At 71.4% G+C, this 15,577-nt stretch carries 16 protein-coding genes and 1 tRNA gene; 7 read left to right on the top strand and 10 right to left on the bottom strand.

The features are described from left to right. Positions 1 to 68 precede the first annotated feature (68 nt). Positions 69 to 968, top strand: coding sequence for a LysR family transcriptional regulator (locus P9K36_RS09840; RefSeq protein ID WP_111474013.1), 900 nt, complete (start codon positions 69 to 71; stop codon positions 966 to 968). Between the two features lie 195 nt (positions 969 to 1,163). Here the strand turns inward: P9K36_RS09840 and P9K36_RS09845 are convergent, their stop codons facing one another. The 6 genes from P9K36_RS09845 to P9K36_RS09870 form a co-directional block, all read right to left on the bottom strand. After that, entirely contained in the window at positions 1,164 to 1,973 is an 810-nt protein-coding gene (locus P9K36_RS09845; protein WP_075380084.1) for a class II aldolase/adducin family protein, read from the bottom strand. A gap of 518 nt (positions 1,974 to 2,491) precedes the next feature. Beyond that, entirely contained in the window at positions 2,492 to 3,775 is a 1,284-nt protein-coding gene (locus P9K36_RS09850; protein ID WP_111474012.1) for an amidase, read from the bottom strand. Positions 3,776 to 3,840: 65 nt separating this feature from the next. After that, positions 3,841 to 4,620 carry an SDR family oxidoreductase gene (locus tag P9K36_RS09855; RefSeq protein ID WP_043379573.1) on the bottom strand — a complete coding sequence of 260 codons (780 nt, stop codon included), beginning with the start codon at positions 4,618 to 4,620 and terminating at the stop codon, positions 3,841 to 3,843. 130 nt (positions 4,621 to 4,750) lie between these two features. Beyond that, complete coding sequence (locus tag P9K36_RS09860) at positions 4,751 to 4,888, bottom strand: hypothetical protein (protein WP_164706393.1); 138 nt, start codon at positions 4,886 to 4,888, stop codon at positions 4,751 to 4,753. 574 nt (positions 4,889 to 5,462) lie between these two features. Next, the gene (locus tag P9K36_RS09865; protein ID WP_236961448.1) at positions 5,463 to 5,957 is read right to left on the bottom strand and encodes a hypothetical protein; all 495 of its coding nucleotides are present in this window, start codon (positions 5,955 to 5,957) and stop codon (positions 5,463 to 5,465) included. Further along, entirely contained in the window at positions 5,954 to 6,463 is a 510-nt protein-coding gene (locus P9K36_RS09870) for a hypothetical protein (RefSeq protein ID WP_043756890.1), read from the bottom strand. Before P9K36_RS09870 ends, P9K36_RS09865 begins: the two co-directional genes overlap by 4 nt. 348 nt (positions 6,464 to 6,811) lie before the next feature. Here P9K36_RS09870 and P9K36_RS09875 point away from each other — a divergent pair, with 348 nt between their 5' ends. Both P9K36_RS09875 and P9K36_RS09880 read left to right on the top strand, forming a co-directional pair. Further along, complete coding sequence (locus P9K36_RS09875) at positions 6,812 to 7,093, top strand: hypothetical protein (protein ID WP_052083598.1); 282 nt, start codon at positions 6,812 to 6,814, stop codon at positions 7,091 to 7,093. A gap of 136 nt (positions 7,094 to 7,229) precedes the next feature. Beyond that, positions 7,230 to 7,484, top strand: a complete 255-nt coding sequence (locus tag P9K36_RS09880) for a hypothetical protein (protein ID WP_043379566.1) — start codon at positions 7,230 to 7,232, stop codon at positions 7,482 to 7,484. 302 nt (positions 7,485 to 7,786) lie between these two features. Here P9K36_RS09880 and P9K36_RS09885 read toward each other — a convergent pair whose 3' ends face one another. The 4 genes from P9K36_RS09885 to P9K36_RS09900 all read right to left on the bottom strand — a co-directional run bounded on the left by P9K36_RS09885 (position 7,787) and on the right by P9K36_RS09900 (position 9,136). After that, positions 7,787 to 8,080: a hypothetical protein gene (locus tag P9K36_RS09885; RefSeq protein ID WP_043756892.1), complete on the bottom strand. Its 294-nt coding sequence runs from the start codon at positions 8,078 to 8,080 to the stop codon at positions 7,787 to 7,789. Positions 8,081 to 8,493: 413 nt separating this feature from the next. Then, positions 8,494 to 8,697, bottom strand: coding sequence for a hypothetical protein (locus P9K36_RS09890; protein ID WP_043379564.1), 204 nt, complete (start codon positions 8,695 to 8,697; stop codon positions 8,494 to 8,496). Next, positions 8,694 to 8,951, bottom strand: a complete 258-nt coding sequence (locus P9K36_RS09895) for a hypothetical protein (protein WP_043756895.1) — start codon at positions 8,949 to 8,951, stop codon at positions 8,694 to 8,696. Before P9K36_RS09895 ends, P9K36_RS09890 begins: the two co-directional genes overlap by 4 nt. A gap of 110 nt (positions 8,952 to 9,061) precedes the next feature. Then, positions 9,062 to 9,136 (bottom strand) — tRNA-Val (locus P9K36_RS09900). 356 nt (positions 9,137 to 9,492) lie between these two features. On the opposite strand from P9K36_RS09900, the gene P9K36_RS09905 reads away from it, so the two are divergent. The 4 genes from P9K36_RS09905 to cyoA all read left to right on the top strand — a co-directional run bounded on the left by P9K36_RS09905 (position 9,493) and on the right by cyoA (position 15,551). Continuing rightward, positions 9,493 to 10,536 (top strand): hypothetical protein, encoded by a 1,044-nt coding sequence (locus P9K36_RS09905; RefSeq protein ID WP_043345999.1) that lies wholly within the window; start codon positions 9,493 to 9,495, stop codon positions 10,534 to 10,536. A 41-nt stretch (positions 10,537 to 10,577) separates the two neighbouring features. Continuing rightward, positions 10,578 to 12,722, top strand: a complete 2,145-nt coding sequence (locus P9K36_RS09910; RefSeq protein ID WP_278307271.1) for a glycosyltransferase family 2 protein — start codon at positions 10,578 to 10,580, stop codon at positions 12,720 to 12,722. Between the two features lie 167 nt (positions 12,723 to 12,889). Then, a complete protein-coding gene (locus P9K36_RS09915) occupies positions 12,890 to 14,227 on the top strand; it encodes an MFS transporter (RefSeq protein WP_043379559.1) in 1,338 nt (445 codons plus the stop codon). A gap of 112 nt (positions 14,228 to 14,339) precedes the next feature. Further along, positions 14,340 to 15,551, top strand: a complete 1,212-nt coding sequence (gene cyoA, locus P9K36_RS09920; RefSeq protein WP_043379557.1) for a ubiquinol oxidase subunit II — start codon at positions 14,340 to 14,342, stop codon at positions 15,549 to 15,551. Positions 15,552 to 15,577: the final 26 nt, after the last annotated feature.

Below are 15,577 nucleotides of genomic sequence, written 5' to 3' on the forward strand. Positions count from 1 at the left end.
GCGATAGACCGCTTGGCACCCGCCGAAAAGGCGGCAAAAGGGATTTGATTTTTTCCGCAGCGTTGAAAATGAACGACCAGAGCGACCTGGAGATCTTCGCCCGGGTGGTGCGGACCGGCAGCCTGACCCGGGCCGGGTCGGAACTCGGCCTGTCGGTGGCGGTGGTCTCGAAGCGGCTGAAGCGGCTGGAGGAGCGGCTCGCCGTGCGCCTGCTGCACCGCACCACGCGGCGGCTGGCGCCGACCGATATCGGCGCGGCGTTCTTCGAGCGGATCGCCCCGATCGTCGACGCCATCGCGGAGGCCGAAAGCCTCGTCTCGCAGAACGCCACGCGGGCGCGGGGGACGCTCCGGGTTACGGCGCCGAGTTCCTTCGGGCGCCTGCACATCGTCCCGCATCTGGGGGCCTTCTTCGCCCTCCACCCCGACCTCGTGCTGAACCTGGAGCTGAGCGACGATTTCGAGTCCATCATCGAGCGCGGCTACGACCTCGCCATCCGGGTGGGCGCGCTGGAGAGTTCCGGACTGACGGCGGTGCGCCTCGCGCCGGTGCGGCGGGTTCTGTGCGCGCGGCCGAGCTACCTCGATGTGGCGGGGCGACCGCAGACCCTGGACGATCTGCGCGGCCATGTGTGCCTCGCCACCGAGAACCAGAACCCCTGGCGCCTCATCGGACCGGAGGGACCCTGCACGGTCACCGCGTCGGGCCCCCTGCGCACCCATTCCAACGAGGTGGTGCGCGAGGCGGCGATCGGCGGCCTCGGGATCGCGCTCCGCTCCACCTGGGACGTGCACGCGGAGCTGCGCGGCGGGCTCTTGGAGGTGGTGCTGCCCGCCTACACGGCCGCGGCCTCGGCGGGCATCTTCGCGGTCTATCCGAGCCGCGCCTTCGTGCCCGCCAAGACCCGGGCCTTCATCGCGTTCCTGAAGCAGACCTACCGGTCGAGCGGGGCCTGGACGGAGGGGTGAGGGGTGGGCCGAGGGGCGACGCGTCCCCCTCCCCCGCAGAGGCGACCGACGTCACACGGCCGGCGCCGCGCGCTCCGCCTCACGAGGGAGAGGGGACAGGCACTCGTCGCTCACGACTTTGATGGCCGGCGGAAGACGGGTGAAACCGCCCGCCCGGAAGCGGGGGCGCGGATCCCACCCGATCGACGTCGCGCCTCACCCTGCCGCGAAGACATCGGGATCGGTCCGCGCCAGCATCCGCTTGAACGCCGCCCATTCGTTGTCGGGCGCTCCCTGGACGACGACGCGGTCGTAGCCGGCGGCGTATTGCCCGGCGGTCTTGGTTGCGATGGCGGCGGAGGGCCGGATCACCGGCGCGCCGGCCGCCTGGATCGCCAGCTGCGCCCGGCACGAGCGCTCCATGTTGTGCATCAGCCGGAACGCCTCGCCGACCGTGCGCCCGCAGGTCAGCAGGCCGTGGTTGCGCAGCACCATCACGGGCTTGTCGCCGAGATCGGCCACCAGCCGCTGCCGCTCGTCGAGATCGAGGGCGATGCCCTCGTAGGCGTGGTAGGCGACGCGCCCCGTGAACTGCATCGACCACTGGTTCAGGGGCAGCAGCCCCTCCTCCTGACAGGAGACCGCGACCCCCGCCACCGTGTGGGTGTGCAGCACGCAGATCGCGTCGGCGCGGGCGGCGTGGATGGCGCTGTGGATCGTGAACCCGGCCGGATTGATGCCGAGCCCCATCGGGTCCGCGAGCACGTGGCCGTCGATATCGACGGTGACGAGGTTCTCCGGCGTCACCTCCTCGAAGCGCATCCCGTAGGGATTGATCAGGAACCGGTGCCCGTCCCCCGGCAGCCGCGCCGAGATGTGGGTGTAGATGCTGTCGTCGAGGCCCAGCCGATGGATCAGCCGGTAGGCGGCCGCCAGATCGACGCGCATCGCCCGGACCGCCTCCTGAATCCCTCCGCCGGACCCGGCGTCCCGGTCCGCGACGATCGACGGCGTGGCTGCGCTCATGCGGCGGCTCCCTGCCGGTCGGCCTGATCGGGATCACCCCCCGGCGCGGGCGGTCCCGGTCTCCCGGCGCGGTCGAGCCCCGGAGGACGCGGTTCGGGCCGGGATCGCCGCCAGGGTGCACGATGGGACGCCATCCGGCAATGCGCGGGACCGGGCCGGCCGGCACCGCGGCCCGAGGCGTTCGGAGCCCGCTCCTCCGCACGCCCGCCGCGATGCACCGTGACGCGCCTCGGGGCGTCGGTCCGGTCAGCCGCCGGGAAGCCGGCTTTAGCAACGTTGCGTTCGGGCTTCGCGGCGTCCCGCGTCACCCCGGCGGCGTGAGGTTTGGGCCATGCCCCCGGCGGCGCAGCGCGCGGGGCCGCGATAGTGTGTCCGGATGCGTGGGCGCTCCCGATGTACGGTGGCCGTCTTTGCGAGCGCAGCGAAGCAATCCAGGGTCGCGCCACGTCCACCGGGGTCACGCTGCTGCCCTGGGTCGCTTCGCTGCGCTCGCGATGACGGGAGCGGCGCGGAGCCCCCTACCCCGCCAGCGCCGCCTCGATGCCGGCGCCGAGGGCCAGGAGGCGGCGGTCCTGCCCGTGGCGGGCGAGCAGCATCAGCCCCGCCGGCCGGGCGAGATCCGGCATCGGCAGCGACAGGCCGGTGAGATCGAAGAAATTGCCGAACGCCGTGTTGCGCAGCATCAGGCGATTGGCGTTCAGGAACGCCGCGTCGTCCGCCTCCAGCGGGGCGGTGAGCGGCGCCGTGGTGGCGGTCGCCGGGAGGACCAGCACGTCGAGGGGGGCGAGAACCCGGTCGAAGGCGGTGATCAGTTCGGCCCGCCGGCGCATCGTCCGGACGTAGCGCGCCGCCGTCGCGGTCCGGCCGGCCAGGATGCGGCGGTGGACCCGCGGGTCGTAGCGGGACGCTGCGCTGTCCAGCCAGTCGGCATGGACCGCCGCGGCCTCGATCGCCGCGATAGAGCCGTCCGGCATGGCCGCGTCCATCGCGGCGAGGAGATCGTCGATCGGGTGGTCGACGATTCGGGCGCCAGCCCGGGACAGGCAGGCCAGCGCGCGCTCGAAGGCCTCGGCCACGAGCGGCTCCGTCTCGGTGAACAGCAGGCCCCGCGGCACGCCGACGCGCAGGCCCGCGACGGGGAAAGCCTCCAACGGCACGGGCTCCGCGCCCGCCATCACGGCGTCGGCGGCCGCGCATTCCGCCACCGTCCGGGCGAGCGGACCCAGCGAATCGAGGGCGTAGGAGAGCGGGAAGGCCCCGTCCAGCGGCACGCGGCAGGCGGTCGGCTTGAAGCCCACGACGCCGTTCAGCGCGGCGGGGATCCGGACGGAGCCCCCCGTATCCGACCCGATCGCGATGTCGCTGGTCCCCTGCCCCACCGAGACCCCGGCGCCTGAGGACGAGCCCCCCGGGATGCGCGCCGGATCGGCGGCGTTGCCGGGGGTGCCGTAATGCGGGTTGAGGCCGAGCCCCGAGAAGGCGAACTCGGACATGTTGGTCTTGCCCAGGATCACCGCGCCGGCCCGGCGCAGGCGGGCGACCACCGGGGCATCGGCCCGCGCCGGCGCCCCGTCGGCCAGCAGGATCGAGCCGGCGCGCGTCGTCTCGCCCGCCACGTCGAACAGGTCCTTGATCGAGACCATCGCGCCGTCGAGGGGGCCGAGGGAGATCCCGTCCCGGCGGCGGGCGTCGGCGGCGTCCGCCGCCGCGCGGGCCTCGGCGGCGTAGAGCCGGGTGAAGACCGCCTTGTCCCCCTCCCCGATGCGGGCCAGCCGCGCCTCGACGGTCTCGCGTACGCTCATGATCCTCACCGCGCGATGTTGCGGGCCGTCGATGCAAGCGGAGGGCCCGGGCGGGCCCCCGCCCGTCAGAACGTGCCGGGATAGGCGCCGCCGTCCATCAGCAGGTTCTGGCCGGTGATGAACCCCGCCTGCCGGCTGCACAGGAACGCGCAGGCGGCGCCGAACTCGTCGGGGTGCCCGAACCGGCCGGCGGGGTTGGCGCGCGCCCGCGCCTCCAGGAACGCCTCCACGGTGGTGCCCGCCTTGGCGGCGCCGGCTGCGGCGTTGCTGCGGATCCGGTCCGTGTCGAAGGGGCCGGGCAGCAGGTTGTTGATGGTCACCCCGTGCCGCACCGTCTGCCGGGCGAGGCCGGCCACGAAGCCCGTCAGCCCCGATCGGGCGCCGTTCGACAGGCCGAGATGCTCGATCGGCGCCTTCACGGCGCCGGATGTGATGTTGACGATCCGGCCGAACTTGCGGGCGATCATCCCGTCGACGGTCGCCTGGATCAGGGCGATCGGCGCCAGCATGTTGGCGTCGAGCGCCCGGATCCAGGCGTCGCGGTCCCAGTCGCGGAAGTCGCCGGGGGGCGGCCCGCCGGCATTGTTGATCAGGATGTCGGGCTCTGGGCAGGCGGCGAGCGCCGCGGCCCGGCCGGCCTCGGTGGCGATGTCGCCCGCGACGGCGGTGACGGTGACCCCGGTCTCGCTGCGGATCTCCCCGGCGGTCCGCTCCAGGAGCTCCGCGTTGCGGGCCGTGATCGTCACCGCGACGCCCTCGCGGGCCAGCGCCAGGGCGCAGCCCCTGCCCAGTCCCTTGCTCGCCGCGCAGACGAGCGCCCGGCGCCCGCTCAAGCCGAGATCCATGGGGAGCCTCCGTGACCGGCCCTCGCCGCGAGGGCATCCGCCGCGTCATAGCCCGCCGGACGCCCCCCGCGGAAGCGATCCGGGACGGGGCCGCGGGCCTCTCAGGCGGTGTTCGGCCGGCGCCCGCCGCTCACCACGTGCGCAGGTCGCGGGCGCCGGGCCCGTCGGGACGCTCCTCCCGCTCCGGGGCGACGAACCCGGCCCACAACAGGGCCACCGCCCCGGTGAGAAGCGGAAGGGACGTGCTGAGGACGAGGCTGAGGGTCACGGCGATCCTGCCAGGCGGACGAGGTCGAGACGACGAGGTCAGGCTCTTTTGGTCCGAAAGTTGTTTTCGTGAGCTTAAGGTTGCCGGTCATATTGAAGAGGCCGCGGCAAAATCTGCATGCGCTGCACCGCTCCAGTCACCGCCTGCGCGGTCGGGCCTCCCCGTCCGGGCGGAATCTGCGGCCGTGGCGCTCCGCATCGGGATGTCGCATGGCTGTTCGAGGACGGATCCGCTGAGCGACGGACCGGAGGCCGGCTCACGACTGCATCAACCCGCGCGATCCCCAGGCCGACGCGATCCCCAGGCCGGGCAGGCCACGTTCGTGCGCTCCGTCGCGGGGCGGCCTCTCCCCGAGATCACGCCCGGCGTGGATCGCGCCGGAGACGGCCTGTCGCCGCGCCTGTCCGACGCCTGCGTCCGAGATCTGCAACCGGACATCGCCGTGTCTCACGGCCGGATGGTGCCTAGGGCTGGGCGCAGCCTGCGGTCGGTGTCACGGCCCTGCCGGCAACCGCGTCGTCCGGCCCGCGCCTGTCGCGCCCGCCGGGACGCCGGGGGGCCGCTGCGCGCCGGCTCACGGCTGATCCGCGGCCTCGGACAGGGCGCCGAATTCGTTGACCATGCACTCGTGCATCCGGCGCAGCCACCCCCGCGCTTCCGTTCGCTCGGCCTCGGCCCGTTCGGCCCGTTCGGCCGCCGCACGGGCCTGCGCCTCGGCCTGCTCGGCCCGCTCGAGCGCCGCCCGCAGCAGCGATTCAGCGTGGCGGGCCCGGTCCTCCGCGGCGCGGCGTGCCGTCTCGGCCGCGCGCACCGAATGCTGCGCCTCCCGGACGGACGCGCGGGCGCTCGCCTGCAGGCCGCGGACCCGCGCTGCGACGCCGCGCACGGCGGTCAGGGAGGCCGACCAGTCATCCGCCTCCGCTTCGGCCGCGGGCCCGGCCGAAGCGGCGCCGGAGAACAGGGCGACGACCCGGTCGATCGGCGCGGCGTCGCCGTCGCGAGGCCCGACCGGGTAGGTCAGGGGATGGGACTCCATCGTCTCGGCCCGCGCCCGGGCGGCGCCGCTCATGCCGCCTCCTGATCGGTGAGGTCCGAGAATTCGGACAGGATCGCCTGCTGGACGCGTTCCAGCCATTCCTCGGCCTGCCGCGCCCGGTCCTCGGCGGCGCGGACGCGGGCCTCGGCGGCCCTGGCGCGTTCCTCCGCGGCGAGGACCTGGGCCTCGGCGCGCACCTGTGCCTCGCGGGCCTGCATCTCCGCCGTCCGGGCGCGCTCGTTGGAGGCTTGGATCTCCTCACGCACCTGATCCAGCACCTGTTCGATGCGCGCCTCCCGCTCACGGGCCTGCGCCTCGATCTCGCGGGCCTGGCGGGCTGCGGCCTGGACCCGGAGGATGAGGGCGTCCCAATCCTGCGGCGAGGCCGGCGGCTTCTGAAGCTCGGCCCGTGCGTGCAGCGACGAGACGACGCGCAGGACGTTGCCGAGGTTGGTTTCGGGCCCGGCGCCGGAGTCGCGCTGGGTCTTGTCTGCGGGTCGAAACCGAGGGTCGTTCAGAAGCCTCTGCAGCTCGCTCACGGATCCTCTGCTCCCTCTCGATCCAATTCCGATCCGCCTAGACTGTTTAGAATAGTTAACAAACAATTAAATGCGCTGCTGGCCGATTGTAGAATGTTAACACGATGGGCTCCGCCGCCACGCGGGATCCGGCCCTGGCGATCGAGGCCCCCGCCGCAGGCTCGACCGCGCGGGACGCGCCGGGCCCGGATCCGCGCGGCCGGGTGCCGTCGAACGGACCCGGTGGGCCTGTGCCCCGAGACCGCTGCCGCGCTGCCGGATGTGACGTTTGATACCGAAATCGCGCGGGGAATGAACGCGAATACAGATCGTCGCAGGACGCGATGGCTGGTTCGTCAGGAGGTCACGATGGCCGAGGAGCGCTTGGACGAGCCCTGGAGGCCTGCCTTCAAGACCGGGCAGATCTTCTTCGGGCGCCCGCTGGAATGCTGCGATTGTCTCATCTGGGAGCTCAGGGCATCCGGTGCGATGATCGAGCTTCATCCGGAGGCGATGCCGCCGCACACCCTGCGACTGATCTCGATCGCCCTGCTCCTGAACCAGCCGTGCGAAGTCGTCGGGCGCGATGGCCGGAGGATCGAGTTGAGGTTCTCCTCGGGTTTGGACCGCCTGCTCCTGGGGGGGCGATGACGCGGGCGCCTGTCCGGCCTGCGGGCGACCCCGCTCCGCCACGGCCCGTGCTCATCCGACGCCGCAGCCTCCGCCGCAGCCTCCGCCGCGGCCATCCGGGCCCATCGTCAGCGCGATGCACCCGCGCAGGTGCGCCATGACCGCTCCGCAAGTCATCGCCACGGTCGTCTTCCTGACCTCGGTCGGATCGGCGATGGCGCTCGCCCTCATGGCAGGCGCCTCGTCCGCTCTGGACGCGGTGACGCAGACGTTTGATCGCGTGCGGCCGGACGAAACACGCGACCGGACGCGCCGCCGCCCGGACACCCCTACGGCATCGATCCCTGCCGACGGCGCGGCCGACCCCGTGGGCGCTGCGACAGGAAGCCCGGACGCTTCGCCTGCGCTCTGAGAGACCCTGTTTCGCATCGCCGGACAGGGCCGAAGGGAGACGGGAGCGCATCGCCGTGACCGTGGTCGGGATCCATCGCTCGCCCTGGAGAGCCGCCGGGTTGTTTGCTGCCGCCCCCGCGGCTTCTTCGGCCTGTGCGCGGTGCTCGTCCGCCCCACGCTGCTCCGGCGCGGTCCGATGGTGTCCGTGGGGCCGCGCGGGATCGCTGCGCTACGCGACGCAACTCAGCGAAACGCCGGTAGCCTGCGCGTGGCGGGTCCGCGGCCCTCGTGATCGCATGCTGCCGCGCGCGCTGCGGTACGCTAACCGACCTTGTCGTCCGGTTCGGTGGGCTCCACGCTCGTACCGAGCGCTCCACCGCGCGGCAAATCCACCGGACCGTGCCCGTCCCGGTCCAATATGCCGCCGTGATCTGGATTGCGCCCGTGGTTCGGGTGCGTCGCCTGCCGCTGGGCCTGTGCCAACTCCCTGTGGGTCGGCAGCGGCCGCCAAGGCGCGGGCGCGGCCCCCAGGCGAAGGGCCGTCGGGGTGCGCGTGAAATACACCGCCAGCACCACCCATGGGACGACGAAGACAACAAATGCGGTGAGACCCATGACGACGCTCCGCGAATCTTTGCCAGCAATAGTGAGAACGCTGTCGGTCCATTGCTGATCCCGCCGGGTCGAAATCAATCTCTGTCGCACCGCAACACAGTTTTCGTTGGTGGACGCGCGATGCCGCATCGCGTCGGCTTGGCAAGATCGGAAGCGGAAACGCCGATACGCCTGACCACGCTCCGTGATTTGGCTCGCGGCGTGCGGAAGCGGGCGGTGCCGCCGCGAAGCACCCGCAAGCCGCCTGCTTGAAGTCTCCGGATCGAACGTCTGGGCCGCCTCGTCAGGCCCGAGCCGGGTGGATATCCGCCGGACAGATTTCTGGCGGCTCAACCACACAGGCCGCCATCACGCGTGGGCGAATGCCCTGACGCGGCCGAGCGCCTCGCGGCGATGGGGCCGTCGGCAGGTCGCTACCCCAGCGCGATCAGCATCCAGGTGCGAGCCTTCGCCATCAGCTCCCCGTCCCCGGCCGACGGATCGGATGCGATCACGCGGCCGATGATCTGGCGGGCGTCCGTGCCACTCAGCCCGATTCCCTGCGCGAAGCCGCTCAGGCGCTGCATCAGGCGATTGGCGGTGGCTTCGCGATCCAGATCGGCCTCGGGCTCGCTCATCCCTTCACCGGGTGCGCCAGCAGGATCGCGGTCCGGACCATGGTGCGCGTCCAGGCCGGCGTGTCGGTGGTGAGCGCATCGGCCGCATGGGCGTGCGTTCGGATGGTCACGACGAGGTCGAGGCTCCAACCCTTCGCAAGCGGGTACGCGTCGGTAGCGAGGTCGGCCGGCACCGCGTCGACCGCAGCATCGATCTCCTGATCGGTGACCTCAGCGGATTTCCGGAATTCGGAGACGGTCGGGTCGGTGGCCACGCGAACCTGCGGCTGATGTCCGCTGAACCCGCCTCAGGTTCGCCGAACCTGAGGGACCCGGTAGAAAACCGTCTTCGGTCAAAAAAACCATCCAACCTCGCTCGGTTAGATGGTGGGCGCGACAGGGATCGAACCTGTGACCCCTACCATGTCAAGGTAGTGCTCTCCCGCTGAGCTACGCGCCCGGGCCGGAGCCGTTCTTGCTCCGGTGGGCGGGGCCTATAGCGGCTGGCCGGCGAGGGCGCAAGCAGAACCTGCATCGCGGATCGGATCGATCGCGCCCGGCCGGGCACCGGACGACCGGATCGCGACGGGGCCGGACTGCATCGGTGATGTCTGGCAAGGGTTTGCGGGCAAGGGCTTGCGGGAAAAATCTTCGGGCCGGTTCAATCGACCGGCTCGGATGCGGTTCGAGGCCGAAGCCGGCCCTGGTGCACGCCGGCGGAAAAATGCGCTATGGCCCTGCCGCTCGGCATCAGGCCGTGCCGCGACACATGGCGGACACAGGGCGCCGGCATGCCGCCGCCTCACGCTTCAGGACATGCGCTACTTCATCGACCACGATCAGGGTGTTGCGATCCGCGGCTGGATCGTGCCGGACAATCCCCTCGCCATCAGCCGGGTCGTGGTCGCGGTCGACGGACGACGCGTGGCCGAGGTCCCGGCCAGCGTCATCGACGAGGCCTTCAAGCGCAACGGGTGGCATGCCACCGGGCAATGCACCTTCGTGGTCACGGAGGCGGAGGTGCCGGGGCTGACGGAGATCCCGCGGCTCGAATTGTACGATGCCGACACCAACGTGATGGTCTATCGCCGCATGCCGCCCGAGGGGCTGGTGCGGCTGCGGACCATGCTGATCAACACCGGCATCGAGCCCGAAACCGTCCTCCAGACGGCGCTCTTCCCGCATTTCCAGCATTGCTATTTCGGCATCCATAAGCTGCCGGACGAGATTCTCACCTGCGTCCTGACCGGCCCGGCCGCACCGTCGGCCTTCCTGTCCGGCGCCGTGACCGTCCCGCGCTACGAGAACTTCCTGACGCCGGACCTGATGATCACCGCCATCCTGCTGCAGGAGCCGCAGATCGAGATGGCGACCCGGATGCGCTGGCTGAAGGCTCGGGCCGGGGATGCCGCCGATCCCGCGCGCAGCTGGCGCCTGGGCCCGCTCGCCGAGGCCGCCGCCTTCGCGGAGGGGTACGACTTCTCCGACGTGAAGAGCCTCAAGCGCTTCTTCCGCATGCTGCCCGAACCCGCCTACCGGCTGCTCTACAATCCGCTGACCCGCCAACTCGGGACCCGCATGCCGGACGACCGGCTGCATCCGGGCAACTCCATCGCGGCGATCGAGATTCTCGCCCGCGTCGGGATCGTCGGGCACAAATCCCGGTTCCCCGCCTTCGCATCGACGCTGTTCGACCGCCTGGGGATCGCCAAGCCGATCCCGGCCCTGCCCCCGGTGCCGGCCGAGACGATGGCGCTCGCCGAGCGCCTGAAGGCCGTCAAGGCGGTGGAAGACATGATCGTCTTCGATGTCGCCATGTCGGATGCCGTGAAGGCCTCGGTCGACAAGAGCTGGAGTTGAGGGTGCCTGCGTCCGGGGCGGAGGTGCCCGAATTCCAGCCCCTGCCGGCGCAGCTCACGGGGCTCTGGCGCAAGCGGCGCGACCTCGCGGCGCGGGCGGCCTCGGACGGCCTGCGCGTCGCCCTCCCGGGCCTCGCGGGCCGCTGGGTCGAGATCGTCCTGTCCAACGACCCGGCCGAGGGCCGCGACACCCTCCCGGACATCAGCTTCGTCGGACCGGACGGACGCCCAGGCACGGTGCTGCCCCAGGAGGCCCGGGGCGGGGGCGCCTTCGCGTGGATCGGCCGCCTGCCCGAGGACGTCGTCGCGTTGCGCGTCGCCGATCCGGCGGGACGGGTCCCGGTCCGGCTGCGTCGGATCGCCGTGCATCGTCTCGCCCGGCCGATCCTGGCCGCGCGCGGTCTCCTGCGCGATCCCGGCCTGACCGCCCAGGCGCTCGCTTGGCGGATCCTCGGCAAGAAGGTGCGCGCCCGTGGCTTCCTCGGCCGGGCGCTGCGCCACCGGCGCGTCAGCGGCTACGAGGCGTGGCTCGGAACCCACAGCCTGCGCCGTGCGGAGCGGGACGGGATCGCCGCCGAGATCGCCGCCTGGACCGATCCGCCGCTGATCTCCGTGCTGATGCCGGTCCACAATCCCGACCCGAAGGTGCTGCGGGCGGCCCTGGCGTCGCTGCGCGCGCAGCTCTATCCCCACTGGGAATTGTGCGCCGTCGACGACGCCTCCACGCGCCCCGAGATCCCGCGGATCCTGAGCCGGGCGGCCGAGGCCGACCCGCGCATCCGCGTCCTCACCCGGCCGGAGAACGGCCACATCGCCCGGGCGACCAACGACGCGCTGGGCATGGCCCGGGGCGCGGTCTGCGCCTTCATGGACCACGACGACGCGCTCACCGAGGACGCCCTCTACGAGGTCGCCCGGGCGCTGCGCCGCGATCCGGACCTCGTGCTGATCTACAGCGACGAGGACAAGATCGACGGGCGCGGCCGCCGGTTCGACCCGCATTTCAAGGCGTGCTTCGACCGCGAGCTTCTCTACGCCCAGAACTACATCAACCATCTCACGGTCGTGCGCACCGAGGCGCTGCGCGCCGTCGGCGGCCTGCGTCCGGGCTTCGAGGGCAGCCAGGACCACGACCTGCTGCTGCGACTCACCGACGGGCTCGATCCCGGCCGCATCCGCCACATCCCGCGGGTGCTCTATCACTGGCGCGCCGCGCAGGGCTCCGGCACCTTCTCCGACCGGTCCCTCGCCCGGGCGGAGGCCGCGCGCCTGCGCGCCCTGGAGGAGGTCGTGGCCCCCTGGGGCGGCCGGGCGGAGCGCGGTCCCGGGGGCTTCAACCGCCTGATCCGGCCGCTGCCGGCGCCGCCGCCGCGGGTCTCCGCGATCATCCCGACCCGGGACCGGGCCGAGATCCTGTCGGTGACCCTCGACGGCTTGCTCGGCGCGACCGACTACCCCGACATCGAGGTGATCATCGTCGACAACGACAGCCGCGAGCCCGAGACCGCCGCCCTGTTCGCCCGCTACCGGGACGATCCGCGGGTGCGCGTCGTGCCGGTAGCGGGCGCCTTCAACTTCTCGGACCTGTCGAACCGCGGCGCCGCCGCGGCCACCGGCCCGGTGCTCCTGTTCCTCAACAACGACATCGAGGTGCTCGAGCCCGGCTGGCTCGCCGAGCTGGTCCGCCACGCGGTGCGGCCGGAGATCGGGGCCGTCGGGGCGAAGCTCCTCTATCCGGACCACACGATCCAGCACGGCGGCATCGTCCTCGGGATCGGCGGCGTCGCGGGCCACAGCCATCTCGGCGTCGCGGACGCGGATCCGGGCTATTTCTGCCGCATGGTCATCGCCCACGAGGTCTCGGCGGTCACCGGCGCGTGCCTCGCCATGCGGGCCGATGTCTTCGCGGTGGTCGGAGGCTTCGACGCCGAGGCCCTGAAGGTCGCCTTCAACGACGTCGATCTCTGCCTGAAGATCCGCCGGGCCGGCTACCGGATCGTCTGGACGCCCTTCGCCAGATTGATTCACCACGAGTCGAAGAGCCGCGGGGCCGAGGACACGCCCGAGAAGCGGAAGCGCTTCGAGGGCGAGGTGCTGACCATGCTGGACCGCTGGGGTCCCGAGCTGCGCGCCGACCCCTATTACAACATCAACCTGTCACGGAATTCGGCGCATTACCGGGTGTGAGCGGTCCACGCCCCGTGGCGCCGCCGATGGCCGCGACCACCGGTGCTATGCATGCGTCAGTGGGTGAACTTGCGTCCGGAGCCGGTTGCGATACCTCTGGACATGCCGCATGAGGCGGTTCCGGCCAAGGCGACCCCATAGGCGCGCGGCGAGGGCGGCAGCCAACAATGAGTTCGAATACCCCAATGGCCTCGGCCACGATCCTGGAGCGCGACGCCCAGCAGGCGGTGGGAGACCACAAGGTCCATCCCAACGAGATCGCCATCGGTGTGGTGATCGGACGCGCGTCCGAATACTTCGACTTCTTCGTCTTCGGCATCGCCTGCGTGCTGGTCTTCCCGAAGGTGTTCTTCCCCTTCGTCGACCCGCTGAAGGGCACGCTCTACGCCTTCTCGATCTTCGCCCTCGCCTTCATCGCCCGGCCGCTCGGCACGGTGCTGTTCATGGCGATCGACCGGCGCCACGGGCGCAGCGTCAAGCTCACCACGGCCCTGTTCCTGCTGGGCGGCTCGACGGCGGCGGTGAGCTTCCTGCCGCGCTACGACAGCATCGGCATCGCGTCGGTCTACATCCTGGCCGGCCTGCGGATCCTGCAGGGCCTCGCGCTGGGCGGCGCCTGGGACGGCCTCGCCTCGCTGCTCGCCATGAACGCCCCGCGGGAGCGCCGCGGCTGGTACGCGATGATCCCGCAGCTCGGTGCGCCGCTGGGCTTCATGGTGGCCAGCGCCCTGTTCGCGTTCTTCATCGTCAACCTCGACGAGGCGGACTTCATCGACTGGGGCTGGCGCTTCCCGTTCTACTGCGCCTTCACCATCAACGTGGTCGCCCTGTTCGCCCGGCTGCGCCTCGTCGCCACCGAGGAATTCGCCCGGATGATGGACCTCGACCGGCTGCGTCCGGTCCCGGCCCTCGAGCTGTTCCGCCACCATGCGGGCGACGTGATCCGCGGCGCCTTCGTGCCGCTCGCGGCCTTCGCGCTGTTCCACCTCGTGACGATCTTCCCGATCGCGTGGCTGGCGCTGAACAGCACCACCCGCTCGCCCGGCGAGTTCCTGATCGTGCAGTTCTCCGGGGCCATCGTCTGCGCCGGCGCGGTCGCCGCCTCCGGTCTGATCGCCGACCAGATCGGCCGCCGCAACGCCCTGATCATGAGCGCCTCGCTGATCGGCTTCTTCGCCATCGGCAGCATCATCGCGCCGCTCCTGTTCGGCGAGAGCGCCATCGGCCAGACGATCTACGTCACGATCGGCTTCATGCTGCTCGGGCTCGCCTATGGCCAGACCGCGGGCGCCGTGACGGCCCGGCTGGGCAACCGCTACCGCTACACCGGCGCCGCGCTCACCTCCGACTTCGCGTGGCTGATCGGGGCCGGCTTCGCGCCGCTCGTGGCCCTGTTCCTGTCGCAGCGCTACGGCTTGGCGATGATCGGCGTCTACCTCCTCTCCGGCGCGGTCTGCAGCCTCGTGGCCCTGTTCACCGACCGGTCGGAACTGCGCCAGATGTAGTCGGCGGGCGGCGGCGCAGGCCGCCCGATCCGCCCATCGCTGACAGGAACGCCGCCTCGCGCGGCACGGCAGAAGCGCCGCGCAAGCGGCCTGGGATGACGAGACGCGTGCTGTGACCTCTACGACCCATCGACCGGACAGGACCGACACCGCGACCCGCCGAGGCGGCCGCGGGCGGCGCCTCCTGCCGCTCCTGACCCTGCCGCTCCTGACCCTGCTCGGCGGCTGCAACTTCGTGGTCATGCAGCCGGCCGGCTACGTGGCCGAGCAGCAGCGCAACCTCGTGCTGGCGGCGACCGGGCTGATGCTCCTGATCATCGTCCCGGTGATCGCCTTCACGCTGATCTTCGCGTGGCGCTACCGCGCCACGAACGAGGACGCGGTCTACGATCCCGAGTGGCACCACTCGACGCAGCTCGAGGTGCTGATCTGGACGGCGCCGCTGATGATCATCATCGCGCTGGGAGCCCTGACCTGGATCGGGACACACACCCTCGATCCGTTCCGGCCGCTCAGCAAGATCGACACGAAGCGCGACGTCCCGGCCGGCACGGTGCCGCTGGAGGTCGAGGCGGTGGCCATGGATTGGAAGTGGCTGTTCCTCTACCCGCAATACGGGATCGCCACGGTCAACGAGCTGGCCGCGCCGGTGGACCGGCCGATCCGCTTCAAGATCACCGCCACCGACGTGATGAACACGTTCTACGTGCCGACCCTCGCCGGCATGGTCTACGCCATGCCGGGCATGCAGACCCAGCTCCACGCGGTGATCAACCGGGAGGGCGCCTGGGAGGGCCGCTCGGCGCATTACAGCGGCGCCGGCTTCTCGAACATGTTCTTCAAGTTCCACGGCCTGGCCAACGACAAGTTCGACCAGTGGATCGCCAAGGCCAAGGCCGAGGGCGGCGAGCTCACCCAGGAGGCCTACCTGAAGCTCGAGGAGCCGAGCGAGGCCGAACCGGCGCGGTTCTACAAGTCCTACATGAAGGGCCTCTACGACCGGATCATCGGCATGTGCCCCCGGCCCGATCAGATGTGCGTCGGCGAGATGGTGAAGATCGACGCGCAGGGCGGCGCCTCCGGCGCGGAGGCGGAAGAGAACTACAAGCGGCTCCGGTACGACAACCGCCTCGCCGAGCGCGGGATCGAGGGACCCGGCGCCACGTCGCCGGCCTCGGAGACCGGCCCGCACGGCCAGACGCAGCCCCAGGGCATGAAGCCGCGGCCCGATATGGGCAACCCGGACGTCCGGAGCCAGAAGGCGCCGGACAGCCAGGGCCAGAGCGAGGGCGAGCAGATCGCGCCCAAGCAGCTGAACCAATGATTCCGCGCGTGATGCCAGCGGAACCC

The sequence above is a fragment of the Methylobacterium sp. 391_Methyba4 genome, assembly GCF_029691625.1.
GTDB classification, from domain to species: domain Bacteria; phylum Pseudomonadota; class Alphaproteobacteria; order Rhizobiales; family Beijerinckiaceae; genus Methylobacterium; species Methylobacterium fujisawaense.

Bases quoted from the DNA above. Each gene is read 5' to 3' on its own strand.
- P9K36_RS09840 (WP_111474013.1), top strand. From the start codon at position 69: ATGAACGACCAGAGCGACCTGGAGATCTTCGCCCGGGTGGTGCGGACC.
- P9K36_RS09845 (WP_075380084.1), bottom strand. From the start codon at position 1,973: ATGAGCGCAGCCACGCCGTCGATCGTCGCGGACCGGGACGCCGGGTCC.
- P9K36_RS09850 (WP_111474012.1), bottom strand. From the start codon at position 3,775: ATGAGCGTACGCGAGACCGTCGAGGCGCGGCTGGCCCGCATCGGGGAG.
- P9K36_RS09855 (WP_043379573.1), bottom strand. From the start codon at position 4,620: ATGGATCTCGGCTTGAGCGGGCGCCGGGCGCTCGTCTGCGCGGCGAGC.
- P9K36_RS09865 (WP_236961448.1), bottom strand. From the start codon at position 5,957: ATGAGCGGCGCCGCCCGGGCGCGGGCCGAGACGATGGAGTCCCATCCC.
- P9K36_RS09875 (WP_052083598.1), top strand. From the start codon at position 6,812: ATGGCCGAGGAGCGCTTGGACGAGCCCTGGAGGCCTGCCTTCAAGACC.
- P9K36_RS09880 (WP_043379566.1), top strand. From the start codon at position 7,230: ATGACCGCTCCGCAAGTCATCGCCACGGTCGTCTTCCTGACCTCGGTC.
- P9K36_RS09885 (WP_043756892.1), bottom strand. From the start codon at position 8,080: ATGGGTCTCACCGCATTTGTTGTCTTCGTCGTCCCATGGGTGGTGCTG.
- P9K36_RS09890 (WP_043379564.1), bottom strand. From the start codon at position 8,697: ATGAGCGAGCCCGAGGCCGATCTGGATCGCGAAGCCACCGCCAATCGC.
- P9K36_RS09905 (WP_043345999.1), top strand. From the start codon at position 9,493: ATGCGCTACTTCATCGACCACGATCAGGGTGTTGCGATCCGCGGCTGG.
- P9K36_RS09915 (WP_043379559.1), top strand. From the start codon at position 12,890: ATGAGTTCGAATACCCCAATGGCCTCGGCCACGATCCTGGAGCGCGAC.